Annotated in this window: 14 protein-coding genes and 1 tRNA gene; 11 read left to right on the plus strand and 4 right to left on the minus strand. The window is 47.6% G+C overall.

What is annotated here, in order from left to right; translation table 11 throughout:
- Positions 1-37 precede the first annotated feature (37 nt).
- Positions 38-613, plus strand: coding sequence for an LOG family protein (locus tag KI350_RS06185; RefSeq protein ID WP_065644290.1), 576 nt, complete (start codon positions 38-40; stop codon positions 611-613).
- Positions 614-687: 74 nt separating this feature from the next.
- Here KI350_RS06185 and clpP read toward each other — a convergent pair whose 3' ends face one another.
- The gene (clpP, locus tag KI350_RS06190; RefSeq protein ID WP_003185550.1) at positions 688-1284 is read right to left on the minus strand and encodes an ATP-dependent Clp endopeptidase proteolytic subunit ClpP; all 597 of its coding nucleotides are present in this window, start codon (positions 1282-1284) and stop codon (positions 688-690) included.
- Positions 1285-1570: 286 nt separating this feature from the next.
- Here clpP and KI350_RS22965 point away from each other — a divergent pair, with 286 nt between their 5' ends.
- From KI350_RS22965 to KI350_RS06205, 3 genes are all read left to right on the plus strand, one after another.
- Positions 1571-1687: an NINE protein gene (locus tag KI350_RS22965; RefSeq protein WP_223254860.1), complete on the plus strand. Its 117-nt coding sequence runs from the start codon at positions 1571-1573 to the stop codon at positions 1685-1687.
- 144 nt (positions 1688-1831) lie between these two features.
- Positions 1832-1907: transfer RNA gene (locus tag KI350_RS06200), tRNA-Arg, on the plus strand.
- Between the two features lie 127 nt (positions 1908-2034).
- Positions 2035-2187, plus strand: coding sequence for a hypothetical protein (locus KI350_RS06205; protein ID WP_023856347.1), 153 nt, complete (start codon positions 2035-2037; stop codon positions 2185-2187).
- 64 nt (positions 2188-2251) lie between these two features.
- Here the strand turns inward: KI350_RS06205 and KI350_RS06210 are convergent, their stop codons facing one another.
- The 3 genes from KI350_RS06210 to KI350_RS06220 all read right to left on the minus strand — a co-directional run bounded on the left by KI350_RS06210 (position 2252) and on the right by KI350_RS06220 (position 6767).
- Positions 2252-3799 (minus strand): glycoside hydrolase family 32 protein, encoded by a 1548-nt coding sequence (locus KI350_RS06210; protein ID WP_059260908.1) that lies wholly within the window; start codon positions 3797-3799, stop codon positions 2252-2254.
- Positions 3800-3878: 79 nt separating this feature from the next.
- Positions 3879-5324 (minus strand): glycoside hydrolase family 68 protein, encoded by a 1446-nt coding sequence (locus tag KI350_RS06215; RefSeq protein ID WP_023856345.1) that lies wholly within the window; start codon positions 5322-5324, stop codon positions 3879-3881.
- Between the two features lie 348 nt (positions 5325-5672).
- Positions 5673-6767 (minus strand): NADH-dependent flavin oxidoreductase, encoded by a 1095-nt coding sequence (locus KI350_RS06220; RefSeq protein WP_065644291.1) that lies wholly within the window; start codon positions 6765-6767, stop codon positions 5673-5675.
- A gap of 172 nt (positions 6768-6939) precedes the next feature.
- Here KI350_RS06220 and KI350_RS06225 point away from each other — a divergent pair, with 172 nt between their 5' ends.
- From KI350_RS06225 to KI350_RS06255, 7 genes are all read left to right on the plus strand, one after another.
- A complete protein-coding gene (locus KI350_RS06225) occupies positions 6940-7263 on the plus strand; it encodes a winged helix-turn-helix transcriptional regulator (protein WP_020453042.1) in 324 nt (107 codons plus the stop codon).
- A gap of 99 nt (positions 7264-7362) precedes the next feature.
- Positions 7363-9081, plus strand: coding sequence for a PrpR N-terminal domain-containing protein (locus KI350_RS06230; protein ID WP_025810726.1), 1719 nt, complete (start codon positions 7363-7365; stop codon positions 9079-9081).
- Between the two features lie 145 nt (positions 9082-9226).
- Positions 9227-10114, plus strand: a complete 888-nt coding sequence (dapA, locus tag KI350_RS06235; protein ID WP_020453040.1) for a 4-hydroxy-tetrahydrodipicolinate synthase — start codon at positions 9227-9229, stop codon at positions 10112-10114.
- A 13-nt stretch (positions 10115-10127) separates the two neighbouring features.
- The gene (locus tag KI350_RS06240; protein WP_025810727.1) at positions 10128-11294 is read left to right on the plus strand and encodes an iron-containing alcohol dehydrogenase; all 1167 of its coding nucleotides are present in this window, start codon (positions 10128-10130) and stop codon (positions 11292-11294) included.
- Positions 11295-11307: 13 nt separating this feature from the next.
- Positions 11308-12579, plus strand: a complete 1272-nt coding sequence (locus tag KI350_RS06245; protein WP_065644292.1) for a four-carbon acid sugar kinase family protein — start codon at positions 11308-11310, stop codon at positions 12577-12579.
- Positions 12580-12582: 3 nt separating this feature from the next.
- Positions 12583-13581, plus strand: coding sequence for a 4-hydroxythreonine-4-phosphate dehydrogenase PdxA (pdxA, locus tag KI350_RS06250; protein WP_020453037.1), 999 nt, complete (start codon positions 12583-12585; stop codon positions 13579-13581).
- Between the two features lie 27 nt (positions 13582-13608).
- Positions 13609-14559, plus strand: coding sequence for a phosphoglycerate dehydrogenase (locus KI350_RS06255; protein ID WP_025810729.1), 951 nt, complete (start codon positions 13609-13611; stop codon positions 14557-14559).
- The last annotated feature ends 8 nt before the right edge of the window (positions 14560-14567 follow it).

Consider the following 14567-nt stretch of genomic DNA (forward strand, 5'->3'; position numbering starts at 1 on the left):
TTGCTTTTATCAATATATGGAGTTGGAGTGAGCGAAAGTGAAAACGGTATGCGTATATTCAGGATCAAATATGGGGACGGACCCGGCGTACAAGAAGAAAGCTGCAGAGCTTGGTGTTTATATTGCCGAGAAGGGGCTTCGCCTTGTTTATGGAGGATCGAGAATGGGATTGATGGGCGTGATTGCGGATACCGTATTGAAAAACGGCGGGGAAGTTGTCGGCGTTATGCCGAAAGGACTTTTTACAGGGGAAATCGTTCATCAGCAGCTGACAGAGCTGATCGAAGTGAGCGGCATGCATGAGCGCAAAGCGAAAATGAGTGAATTAGCTGACGGCTTTATCGCGATGCCCGGAGGCTTCGGTACGTTTGAAGAGCTGTTTGAAGTGCTTTGCTGGGCCCAGATCGGCATTCATCAAAAGCCGATCGGACTTTACAATGTGAACGGCTATTTTGACCCACTTCTTAAAATGCTCGAATACAGCGTTCAAGAAGGCTTTTCGAATGAATCGCACCTTCAGCTGATTCATGCTTCGGCGAGCCCCGCGGAATTGATCGGGAACATGAATGATTATCACTACCCTGTCCTCGAGAAAAAGTGGAAGGATTTATAGAAACTCTTACATAATGAGCGGAGGTACGGTAACATAAAAAAGCTGCCGATGACTTCGGCAGCTTTTTTTGCTGTTTACTTCTGTGCGTCGATATTGCGTGTGAGCACTTTATCAATCAGGCCGTATTCTTTTGCTTCTTCAGCCGTTTTGAAGTTGTCACGGTCAGTATCGCGCTCGATCACTTCAAGCGGTTGTCCAGTGCGCTCTGCAAGAATTTTGTTCAGTTTGTCACGCAATGAAAGAATGCGCTTCGCGGCAATTTCGATTTCTGTTGCCTGACCTTGCGCTCCGCCAAGCGGCTGGTGGATCATGACTTCACTGTTTGGAAGAGCGTAGCGCTTCCCTTTCTCGCCGGCTGCGAGAAGGAACGCACCCATAGATGCCGCCATTCCCGTACAAATCGTAGAGACTTGAGGTTTAATGAACTGCATGGTGTCATAAATCGCCATGCCGGCTGTGATAGAGCCGCCAGGGCTGTTAATATAGATGCTGATATCTTTTTCTGGATCTTCGGCTTCAAGGAATAGAAGCTGAGATACGATGGAGTTCGCAACATTGTCATCGATTGCTGATCCCAGCATAATGATACGGTCTTTCAACAAGCGTGAGTAAATGTCATACGCTCTTTCCCCGCGGTTCGTCTGTTCAATGACTGTAGGTATTAAATTCATAATGCTCCTCCTTCACCTTAAAAGGTAAGTATGTAGTTTAATCATACATTTTTGGTCAATAAAGGTCAAACAAAAAGCCGCCTTCATTAAAAAGACATACTGGGGTTTATTTTTCCCATTTTAAAGGACATTCAAACAAAAGATCAACTTTACAGAGGAAAGTATAGAAAAATGGGGTCTAAGTCCATTGATCTTCAATTTAATTTATAGGAAAAAAGGAAGCCGGTTATATATGTGAACGCAGACAAGAGCGCTCAGAGCTCCAAATAAGAAGAAACCAAAGCTGATCGGGTTTCTCGGCGTTGTTGCCGCTCACAGATTTTATCTCGTCGAGAGAACAGGCTACGCTGTAGCCATGCTGCTTCTCAACTGGATTAGATTTGGTCTTTTATTGACGGTATGATCTGCCTTGTGAAAACAACGGACGAATTAAATAAAGAAATCGAGTATAATCTAAACCTGCATTGTTTCGAGCAAGAGATTGTGATTGACTTTTTAAAGAACAGGCCTTATAATATAAATTGCTGACGTTAAAAAATTATATTGTGCGCTCGTAGCTCAGCTGGATAGAGCGGTGGTTTCCGGTACCACGTCTGCCGGGGGTTCGAATCCCTCCGAGCGCGTTTTCAAGACAAGGGTTTGGCATTAGCCGCCCTTGTTTTTTTTGTGCACTTTTAGTCGTATTTGACTCCCCGGAAGCATATATCAATTGGGGTTACTCGTGATGACTAGACGAAGGGGCGGGGTTAAATGGACAAAAAACACAATTATTTTATACCGTCAGGACTGTTGATTGGATTAGGCATCGGGATATTATTCGACCATCCGGCACCGGGGCTTTTGATCGGCCTTGGGGCGGGGATTTTGTTGTCTGCTGTTGTGCCGAAACGAAACGGAAAGTGAGCTGGAAGGCTCGCTTTTTTGCGCTTTTACAAAAAAGGGCGGCCGCTTGCCCGCCCGTTGTTGTTTAATCGTGGATTGAACGCATATGTTTGATCTTTAGATTTTCAAAGACGGCCGTTCCATTTTCGGTAAAGAGCGTGATACCCGTATCATTCAGGTCGGGAAATGCAAGGTTTGAGTGCGTCGTTTCGCCGTCATCAATAAACGCTTCGACAGTGTTTTGATCTACGATGATTGTGAAATGCACCCGCTTTTTTTCCGGATCAAACGGTGCTTTGCTTTCCAAATAGGTGCGGGTGCTGTCAGGCTGTCCCGTAAATCCTCTGTTCACAAAAGAATAACCGCCTTCAGCCGAAATTCCTACATCGATATGGCGTTTTCGATCCGCGGATTCTCTTAGCCTGAATCCCGCGTTTTTAAGATCGGCCCACGAGATATCCGCCTCAAGCTGATAGGTATTTGCCTTAATCTGAAGCGTTTTTGATCCGTTTACTTCGATGCGCTCAAACTCATCTGTCGATTCGGTTAATTCATCCAATTGATCGATTGGATGAGAGGCAAGGCTGTATTGATTTCCGCCTTTATGTTTAAGCTGAATTTGCCGGACGATCGAATCGGTTCCGTTAAAGCCGTCTTTCCATGTCGGCGTCCGGTTTGCATAATCCCAGTTATTCATCCACGCCAAAGCATAGCGTTTCTCGTACGAATCGTCTGTTTCGCCGTCCTCAAATGTCACGCCCGCATACCAGTCAAAGCCGTGATCAAGCCACTGAGGTTCCGCTTCGTCCGCGGTAAATTCGTTGCCGTTGAAGCTGCCTGTCCAGTATGCATAAGTATTCGGCTTGCCGGCACCTTTTCCATTTGCGCTTGCTCCGAGAACCCATTTATATGTTCCGTCATCCGCCCGCATTTTGAATAGATCCGGACATTCGATGATGCCGATATTTTCTGTTTGAAAACTACTTGTATAACGCCATTCCTTCAGATTTTGTGATTCGTAAAAGCCGATTTTCGTTCCTTCAGCCAGCGCCATCACCCATTTATCATCCTCTTCATCCCAGATCACTTTCGGGTCTCTGAAATCGACGGTGTCCGGATTAGGCAATACCGGCTCTTCACCGTAAGGTTTAAATGTTTTTCCACCATTTTGGCTGTACCATAAAAATTGTTCTTCCTTCCCGTCATTGGCCGAAGGCTGCGTCATTATCGCCACGATCGCCCCTTTGCCGAAGCCGGCTGTGTTTTGTGAGTCGACAACGACAGAACCGGACCAAGGATCGCCGTTTTTATTCGTATATTTCGGAATGGCAACCCCTTGATCCTGCCAGTGGACGAGATCATCTGACACCGCGTGGCGCCACTCTGTCCCATTGCCGTCCGGATAGTCCCGGTTATAGAGATAGTAGTAATGATATTTTCCATTGAAATAGACGGGCTTTTGAGGGTCGTTTTTCCACTTGTCAGGGGTTGTCAAATGGAAAGCCGCGCGATATTCCGGTGTTTCCGGGGATTCTCCCTTTTTTTCTGTTTCCCGGTCTGAAGCCAATATCATGATGAAGATTCCAAGACAAACAGTTAAAATGCTAATCCGCTTATATACTGTCTTCTTCAAGAAAATTCCCCGCTTTATTCTAAGATGACACACGAAAGAAAATGCCGATGTTCACCGGCATTTTCTTTCGTTCGTTTTATTAGTTTACCGTTAATTGTCCCTGTTCAAGAATACTGTTTTTGACAACGGATGTTTTTGATCCTTTGACTTTCAGCAAAAAGCTTGGTGCAAATGTGGCGTGATGCTCGTTTGAAATTCCTCTGTTTGTGATGTAGCTCGTGATGACGACTTTGTCGCCTTTTTTCTGCGGTACGGCAAAGTGTGAATAAGTAAATGTGATGTCATTGTAATCAAGGTCCATGTGCAAAACAAGTCCGGATTTGTTTAAAGGCTTGAATGGCCCGGTTAGTGAATCTGATACATAGCCGAGCATATAAATGTCTTTTGCACCAATGCCGTCAATTGTCATTTTTGATCCTCTTGAATCTGTGAACAGATACCATTTTCCGTTCATTTTGAAGAGGTTGGCCCGTTCGATTTCATCAGTCACCGTATTGGAGGCGATCAAAGGCTTCATGACTTTTTTCAGCGTATAATCTTTATTTAATTCGATGATTCCGAGTGCGCCGTTAGCCAATGAAGCGTTCTTTTTGTTCGCTCCTTGAAGCAGCTTGCTGCTTTCTCCTCTAAAGAACTGCTTGCTGCCTCCGTAGTAAGCTCTGTTGAATAGAGAGTCTTCTCCCTGATAGCCGGTTTTTGTTCCCGTATTGGCTTCAAATACGAGATATTTGCGGCCGTGATCTTCCACATAATGCGGGTCTCTCAGCGTATGGTTGTCGCCGGAGCTGTAGTTTCCTTCGTCAATGAATTGCTGAACGTTTTGGTACACTGAACCGTCGGCGCCGTCAAAGACCGATTTATGATCTTCTACACCATCAATTTTCAGTGTGTCCGAATCCGGCTGCGTGAAGTTGACCTGAGCCGTTGTCAGCGTCTGTTTGCCGTATTGCGTGCCGGAGAAAGCTGTGTAAAACAGTCGGACTTTTCCGTCTTTTGTCAGCGTGGCGGAACCTGACCACTCTTGTGTTTGATACTTAAGGTACGGATCGTCAGGAGTGAATTTGTCGCTGTCTTTAAACACTCTGCCGGCGTTTTTCCAGCTGTCGATGGAAGTTTCGCCTTTCTTTTGATAGAACAAGTAGATGGATGTGTCATCGACGTCTTTCGGGTCGCCCGCCAACGCGAAAACAAGATTGTAGCCGTGGTATGTAGCGACTGTTCCGTCGGCATTTTGCAGCGGCCAGCTGTCCCATACGTCTAAATCGATCAGTTCTCCATTTTTGTTATAACCTTTTGCTGAAGGGATGTTTTTGATGGTTTTCGGATCGAATTGAGGAACTTTAAATTGTTCGCTCTTTTGCTGTTCGGGAATTTTCAGCATGTCATGTCTTGTGATATGAGAAAATCCGTAACTCTTCTTGTAATCTTGCGTTTCTTTTGCAAAGGTTTGCGGCGCGCCTCCCGCAAGCAGAGCTGCTGCGACGGTTAAGGCTGACGCTTTTTTAGCGATGTTTTTGATGTTCATCAATATTTCCTCCCTTTTTCAATATGTAACAGATTGCTCCTGACAACATGAACGTTTCCAATCATCCCTCCTAACTGCGGCATTGTCCTGAAGAACAGAAAAAAGACCTAAAATGTGCAAGGTCATATAGGCAAAAGATAGACTTCGCCCTTCACACATTTTAGGTCTTGCCTGCTTAGACAGTAACAATCCCGACAATATTGAATTACCATCATTCTAATATACTCATCTCCGGGACTCAACTGGTCTAAGTTCCTCTTTTCTCATACATTTTTTTGCAAATGACATCAATTTTAAGCTAAAAGGCACCTTTTTTAATGAATCTATAGTCCGTATAAGGAGGAATCGTCAATCGTTGAAATCAATATACATCGGTATACTTTCCCAAAAGGCATCTGGAATTGCGAGCTTTCGTTGATCATGTCTTGACAGGGTTGTTTGAATATCGTCCTCTTTTCCGGCTTGAACTTTTTGAAGCCATTCCGGATCCAACAGAAGTCCCCGACCGATTCCGACGAGATCGGCACCTGTTTTCAGCGCTTGAACGGCATCTTCCGGTGTGTGTACTTTCCCGGCTCCGATCAGAGGAAGACGGTCCCCGACCGCTTCTTTGATCAGTTCCATCCGCGTGCGGGATTTGTCTGCACCACGGCGCGGCAAGGACCGGAAATCAATGAGAGAAACGTGCAGGTAATCCAATGCTTGTTCCCGCAGTACATTGACGAAAGGCAACGTTTCAGCCATTGTGATTCCGGGCGTTTCCGGCTCTTCGGGCGAAAATTTGTAGCCGATGATAAAAGATGGTTTATGGTAGCTATCCGCTACGCGTCTGATTTCTTCTATAATCTGAAGCGGAAATCTCATCCGTTTCTCTAAAGTGCCGCCCCAGCTGTCATTGCGCCGGTTGTAATAAGGGGAGAAGAACTGATGGATGAGATACCCGTTTGCGCCGTGAATTTCGACTCCGTCAAACCCGGCTTCGATCGCTCTTCGCGCCGCCTGGCCGAAAGAATGGATAAGGTCTTGAATGTCTTGCTCAGACAGTGCCCTTGGCACCGGTGCATTCGGTTGATTCGGAGCGACGGCGCTGGCACTGACCGTCTGCTCTATACCTTTGGCTCCAGGATGGAAGAGCTGCAGGATTGCTTTTGCTCCATGTTTCTTTAAAGTGGCTGCAAGCCGGGTTAGTCCCGGGATTTGATCATCGTTCTCAGCTCCGGGAATGCCGGGAAATCCGGTTCCGGGCTGTACGGTTGTCGCAGATGTGATGACCATCCCGACATCTGTCGCCCGCGCGGCATAATAGACGAGTTCGTCGTCAGAAATGAATCCTCCCGGCATAGAGGATGAATGCCCCATTGGCGGCATGATGATTCTATTTTTCAATTGGATGCCGTTTTTAAAAGTAAAGGGTGTGAATAAAGAATCGTATTGTTTTTTCATGTTTTTCCTCCTTTTGATATAACCATAGCAACCACCGTGAGGCTCCACAAGAACACAATTTTTTTATATATGCTTTATAAAAATAAACCGTAAGATCGTTCTCTTGAATGCTCTGGTGTCCATATGGTAGGATCAAGTCAAAATTGGCGAATGAGGCAATGGAGGAATTGCTATGAATTCAGCTGTCGATCATAAAGAATGCTCTTCTTTAATACAGGGTGTATTGAAAATTTTCTCCGGTAAATGGTCATTTTTGGTTCTCGCCGAGCTCATTCAGGGCAAGCGGCGATTCAACGAGCTCAGAAGGAACTTGGGAAACGTCAACACTAAAGGATTAACTGACACATTAAGACATCTTGAAGAAAGCGGTATGATTTCCCGGAAGGTGTTCCCGACGGTTCCTGTTACTGTAGAATATGAATTAACAGAAAAAGGTAAAGAGTTCCACGGCATTTTTAAAGAGATGGCCGCGTGGGGGGAAAAATGGCTTCCGTAATGGAGCCTTTTTATTTTGCCTTCGTTTTGTGGTTCCAAATATTTCTGCCTTTTGGTATAGTGATAATGTGTTTAAATTTGCAACAAAAGGTGATCGAATATGAAAGTGATGGCAATTGCTCCATATGAAGGATTAAAAGAGCTGATGATTCAAGTGGCAGGCGGCGAGGATTTTGAATTCGAGGCGGCTTCCGGAGATTTAGAGAAGGGCGTGGAGCTGGCGAAACAAGCGGAAGCAAACGGGACTGATTTGATTATCAGTAGAGGTGGAACCGCTGAGCTGATCCAGCAAGAAGTTTCCATTCCGGTGGTGGATATCGAAGTGTCGGGATACGATATGCTGCGTGTGCTTACGCTTGCCAAGGGCTATCCCGGCAAAGCGGCAATTGTCGGATTTCCGATGATTGCCGACGGCGCGTCAGCAGTGTGCGAAATTTTGGATATCCGGATCGACGCCTGCACCGTATCAGACGAACGCGATGTTGAACCGGTGCTTCTTCAGCTCAAAGAACAGGGCTATCAGATCATTATCGGCGATGTGATCACAATTGAGAAAGCAGAGCAGCTCGGTTTAAACGGACTGCTTTTGACATCCGGAAAAGAAAGCATTGCCAAAGCTTTTGCATACGCTAAAAAACTGTATTCCTTTTTAGAGAGCATCAAGCAGAAGTACGCTGTGCCGTATCACATTTTACAAAAGGCCGAGACCGGTTATGCAGTATACAACAAGACATTGCGGCCGGTTTTTCAAAACGGCGTATTTGCCGAACAAATCGGCTTAATGGATCATCTGGAAGAGCTGATCGGGGAAGCGGAAAAGAAGGGAGTCATCCATTTTAGATTCCGAAAGCATGGGCGGACATGGAATATCACGGGACGCAGGTTTTTCGCATCAGACGAGGCATTGACCGTATTTACCGCGGAAAATGCAAAAGATGTTCACGTTTCTTCTTTGCCTGGAGCAGCGATTCTTTCTCCTTTACGGATGAGTTATATGGAAACATCGAGGAACGAAACGATGCAGCAGGTGCTGAAAAAAGCGGAGTTGTTCGCGGCAAGGCGGGAACCCATATGGATCAACGGAGCGCCCGGCTCAGGGAAAGAGAGCTTGGCCGGGCTGATCCATATGAAGGGGGAGGACAAGCATGAGCCGTTTCGAAAAATCGATGCCGGTTTGCTGTCTGAAGCAGAATGGGAACAGGCGTGTGAAAGCGAAGAATTCTTTTCAGGGAGAGGAACGCTATACATCAAACAAGTCGATCGCATGCCGCCATCCTCGCAACGGCTTTTACTCAGGCGGATCAGCGAACCGTATGACGGGCCGAGGCTGATCGTTTCTTCTTCCCGCAGGCGCGCCGGGGAATTTTTAAGCGATTTATATGATGCGCTTTGTCATTTGGAGCTGGACGTTCCCCCTCTTTACGAAAGAAAAGAGGATATTTTGCATCTGGCTTATCTGTTTATTGCGGAAAGCAATGAGGCATTCGGCAAACAAATCGTCGGCTTTCGAAGCGAAGCTGGTGTTCTGCTTGAAGAAGCGAAATGGCCGGGCAACCTCAGCCAATTGAGAAAAACAGTCCAAAACTGTGTCCTTGAAGCGCAGGGCGTTTATATCGAGAAGGCTGACGCCGAACGGGTCCTGAGCCGCTTGAACGAGGAAGAAAGAGAAGACATCGATTTATCCGGAACGCTCGAAGAGATCGAAAAAAGAATCATTCAAAAAATCTATGCCGAAGAAGGGAACAATCAAACAAGAACAGCGGAAAGGCTCGGCATCAACAGAACGACGCTTTGGAGAAAATTGAAATCGTCACATTGATAAGACACCGGCTAAACCGGTGTTTTATTTTTTTGTTTTAATATGCAACAATAAATAAAAAATAATTAGATAAATAACGTTGATTATTGAAACATTTATGTATATAATCATTTTTGAAAACGCTTTACAGGAAGGGGAGGCAATCATGGGATTCGTACCAAAGGGGATTTATCCCGCTATGCTGACACCGCTCACAGAAGATCAAAGCATTGATGAATCGGCGTTGAAACAGCTGACAAACCATTTGATCGATGCTCATGTACACGGGCTTTTTGCGTTGGGTACCAACGGGGAATTTCATATGTTCAACACCGGAGACAAGCTGAAAGTTGCAGAAATCATCATTCAAGAGACGGCAGGACGCGTTCCCGTCATGGTAGGGAGCGGAGGAAACAGCACAGAAGAAGCGATCTGGCTTTCTAAGAAAATGGAGAGGCTTGGCGCAGATGCGCTGTCGGTCATCACGCCATTCTTTATTCCACCGACACAGGAAGAAGCGGCGGTGCATTATAAAACAATTGCGGCATCCGTTTCACTTCCGATCCTTTTGTACAATATCCCTTCAAAAACAGGTTTCCATTTAGAACCAGAAACAGTGGCAGAGCTTGCGAAAGTGGATAATATCGTTGGAATTAAGGACAGCAGCGGAAACTTTGAAAACATACAGCAGTATATCGAGCTGACGAAAAATGAGGACTTTTCCGTTTTTGCAGGCACCGATTCGCTCATATTGAAAACGCTTCAAGCGGGAGGAGCGGGAGCAGTCGCAGCAACAGCAAATATGCTCCCTGATATCGTAACGTCGATTTACCACCATTGGTCAGAGGGTGAGACTGAAAAGGCGGAGGCTGCCCAGATGGAGCTTCAGCCGCTTCGCGATACATTTCGTTTAGGTACGATCCCGGCGGCACTGAAAAAAGCGGTTGGGCTTTATTCAATCCCTGTAGGCCCGCCGAAAGCGCCCATCCAAGAGCTGGCCGGTTCGGCGCTCTTGGAGGTCGAAAAAATGGTCGCTTACTATCAATCAAAATAGGGAGGTTTCAAGAATGCCAGCGAATTATCAATTTCGGACAGCCGATCATATCGTTGCGGGCGAACATTCCATCCGCAGGCTCAAAGATCATGTACGAACGATTGTACCGAATTCGGACAGGGCGCTGATTATTACCCAGCCGTCGATTGTCAAACTTGGCGCGATCGGAGAAGTACAGGCTCAGCTTACAGAGATTGGCATTCAGTCAGATGTTTGCACAGCCATATTGCCGGAACCGACCGCACAAAATATTGAAGACGTATTTAGAGGAATCCGTGATAAACGATACGACATTCTCATCGGAATCGGCGGAGGCAGCGTGCTGGACGGAACGAAAATATTGTCCGTGCTGCAAACGAATTCAAAAAAGGTCGAGGAGCTGCTCGGGACAGATTTGGTCGAAAAGCCGGGAATCCCGACCGTGCTGATTCCGAGTACCTCGGGGACAGGCGCAGAGGTGACGCCGAACGCGATCGTTACGCTTCCCGAAGAGGAATTGAAAGTCGGCATCGTCAGTCCGCTTCTTTTGCCGAAACTTGTCATTCTTGACCCGATCATCACCCTTGGATTGCCAAAATCAATTACGGCGGCTACCGGAATGGATGCATTCACCCATTCGCTTGAATCGTTCATTTCGACGAAAGCAAACCCGATCAGCGATATGTTCGCTTTAGAATCCATCAGATTGATTTCGGCAAGTATTGTGGAAGCGTATGAAAACGGTTCATCGATACAAGCGAGAGAAAACATGCTGCTCGGCTCGACGTATGGCGGAATGGCGCTGACGGCTGCCGGTACTGCTGCCGTTCATGCCCTCGCCTATCCGCTTGGGGGGAAATACCGAATTCCCCACGGTGTCGCCAATTCGATGCTCCTTCCGCATGTGATGGAGTTTAATATGGATGCTATTACAAAACGGCTGTCTCTTGCGGCAGAAACGATGGGAATCGCTGCATCTGATTTGACCGCCGAACAAGCGGCTGAGGCTGTTGTGCAGAAAATAAGAGAGTGGACGAAGCGGCTGAATATTCCTCAGGATTTAAAAGCGTTCGGCGTAACCGCAAGCGACGTGGACGATTTAGCCGACTCAGCTTCAAAAGTGACGCGCCTGCTTCATAACAATCCGAAACCGCTCAGTCTGGAAAATATAAAAGACATCTATCGAAAACTAATCAACTAAAGGATGAAGACATTTGAAAATTGCAATCATCGCGGATGATTTGACGGGAGCGAACGACTGCGGCGGTCAGCTTGTTCATTACGGGATGGATGTTTCCGTCAAACTCGACGCCGAATTCACCATACGGGAAACGGAAGGCGTCGTTATTTTCAATACGGACAGCAGATCGCTGTCAGCCGCAGAGGCGAAGGCGACTGTGAAAAACATCAGTGAACACATCTCCCGGCAATCGTTTGATATCGTCTACAAAAAAATCGACAGCACAATGAGGGGAAATATCGGAGCCGAGCTTCAAGCGATGCACGAAGTGTTTCAGCCGGATTTTGTACTGATCGCTCCCGGCTACCCTCAAAACGGACGTCAGGTTATCGGCGGCGTCCATTATGTGAACGGCGTAAAGCTTGAAGAAACCGAAGCGGCAAACGATCCGAAAACGCCTGTAGCCGAGTCGAATATTCAAAGATTAATAGAAAAGCAGACTCGAAATAAGAGCGGGCATTTATCATATGAAGACATCCGCCGCGGACACGGGCATGTTCGCAACAAGCTGGAACGCTTTCGGGCGGAAGGGATTTCATATGTGACGGCCGATTCGGTTCACGAATCCGATCTGCAGGATCTGGCGCTTATTTTGGAGAGTTTGCCGTATTCTATCATTTTAGCCGGTTCGGCAGGCTTGATGAGCTGCCTGCCCAAAGCGTTCAATCTGAAAGAAAGGGAGCTCGGTCAAACCGTTCCGTTTTCCGACCAGCCGATCATGTTTGTCGTCGGAAGCATGAGTCGGAAGGGGAGGGAACAGCTTCACGAACTATTCGCCGGACGTGCGGCTGAAAAAATTGAAATGAGATCAGAGCGCGTGCTGTGCGGCGGAGCTGAGAAAAGAAACGAGTTCGAACGGCTGAAGGAGAGGGCGGCGGACGTCCGCCGCCGTTCGAAACACATCGTCCTCTGCACCTCGGACAATGCGGCAGAGACACAGAAGATTGGTGAAAGCCGCGGACTCACCCCGGTTCAAACGAGCAATGCGGTGTCCGGTGCACTAGGCGAATTGGCGGGCGAGCTGATTCAAGCCTTTCATGTGAGACGTCTGTTTTTAACCGGAGGTGACACGGCATACCAAGTGCTGCATCAGCTTCGGATTCATGAGATACGATTGCTGGACGAAGTTGAGCCCGGCATTCCGCTGGGAGCAGCCGGTGAAGAATTGTACATTGTGACAAAGGCCGGAAATTTTGGCTCGCGTTCGGTGATGGCAAGTGCGGCAAACAAGCTACAAGGAGGATAAACAATGAAGAAACCGGTTATCGGCATTACAATGGGCGACGCGGCAGGCGTCGGTCCGGAAATTATCGTAAAAGCCCTCAAGTCCCGTGAAGTGTATGACATGTGCAGGCCGCTCGTCATCGGCGATATGAAAATGCTGAAAAAAGCCGCTTTCCAAATCGGATCAAAGGTTGTCATTAACAAGGTCGGGCATCCGGACGAGGGCGGTTTTGTACATGGAAAGATCGATTGCCTCGATATCGATCTGCTCCCTGAAAACCTGCCTGTCGGAAAGGTATCGGCTGAAGCTGGAAACGCCGCTTTCCATTTCGTGAAAAAAGCGGTTGAGCTCGCTAAAAAAGGCTGCATTCAAGCGATTTGCACAGCGCCTTTAAATAAGGAGGCGCTGCATAAAGGCGGACACCGATACCCGGGGCATACGGAAATTCTCGCTCATTTAACGAATACGACAGACTACAGCATGATGCTGGCTTCGCCAAAGCTGAAGGTGATTCACCTGACAACGCATCAAGGGCTGATCGAGGCGATTCAGTCGATTACGCCGGAGCGGACCTATAAAGTCATCCGTCTCGCACATGATACATTGACAAGAGCCGGATTCGAACAGCCGAAAATTGCTGTTTGCGGAATCAACCCCCATGCAGGGGAAAACGGCCTGTTTGGAAGCGGCGAGGAAGAACGGCAATTGCTTCCGGGGATTGAGCAGGCGGCAGCTGAGGGAATTGATGCCGGCGGCCCATACCCCGCAGACACGCTGTTTTACAAAGCTGTCAGAGGAGATGTTGACCTGGTCGTAGCCTGCTACCACGACCAGGGGCATATACCGGTCAAAGTCCTCGGGTTGGAAGAGGGCGTCAACATTACGGTCGGATTAAACGGCGGGATCATACGCACCTCTGTCGACCACGGAACCGCATTTGACATTGCGGGGCAGAACAAAGCCGATGAAAGAAGCATGCTCGCTGCTTTGCGGTCAGCCGCTGAGCTGGCACCCAAATCGTAGAAAAATGAAAGAAGGTTGGTGCATCTTATGAAAGTCGTATGTACATCACCGTCATTTGCGAAATACTCAGACAATCCCGTCTTGTTTTTGAAGAAAAAAGGCATATCGCTGGAACGCCTTCCTGCAGATATAACCGAGGAGCAGTTCATAGAAGCAGCAGGCGGAGCGGATGCCGCGATCGTGGCGTTTAACCAGATTACGCCGTATGTCCTGGATCGTCTCCCTTCTTTAAAAATTGTCTGCAAACATGGCGTCGGTATCGACAATATTGATCTGCACGCTGCGAAAGAGCGCAATGTCTGGGTGACGAATGCTCCCAACGCCAACAAGCATGCAGTCGCCGATTTTGTATTCGGCCTCATGCTATCGGCTGCAAGACAGATTCCTGCAGCCGACAGGGAGACAAAGCTGGGAAAATGGCCGAGGATTTTTGGATCTGACGTTTACGGCAAAACACTCGGCATCGTCGGACTTGGCATGATCGGAAAAGAAGTCGCCAAACGGGCGCAAGGCTTCAATATGACTGTTTTAGCCTATGATGTGTTTCCCGATCGTGCATTCGCAGCCGATCATCACATCCAATTTACGGAGCTTGATCACCTCTTGAAAGAAAGCGACTTTATCACCCTTCATATGCCGCTCACAGCCGAAACGGAAAACATGATCGGTGAAAAAGAATTAGCCGCTATGAAAGAAACGGCTTATCTGATCAATGCTTCAAGGGGAGGCATCGTGTCTGAGTGTGCGTTATATGATGCCTTGGCGAACGGGAGCATCGCAGGGGCTGCGCTTGACGTGTATCAAACCGAACCGCTGAAGCAGCATCCTCTCTTTGAGCTGGACCGTTTTATCGCCATGCCGCATATCGCGGGGTACACCCGAGATGCCGTACAGAACCTTGGGATGATATGCGTCAAAAACATCGCTAGTGTACTGATCGACAAACAAAAACCGGAGTTTGTCGTCAACGGGTTGTGAATGTGTTT

Origin of the sequence: Bacillus sp. J41TS8 (genome assembly GCF_018333035.1) — a bacterium.
Taxonomy (GTDB): domain Bacteria; phylum Bacillota; class Bacilli; order Bacillales; family Bacillaceae; genus Bacillus; species Bacillus paralicheniformis.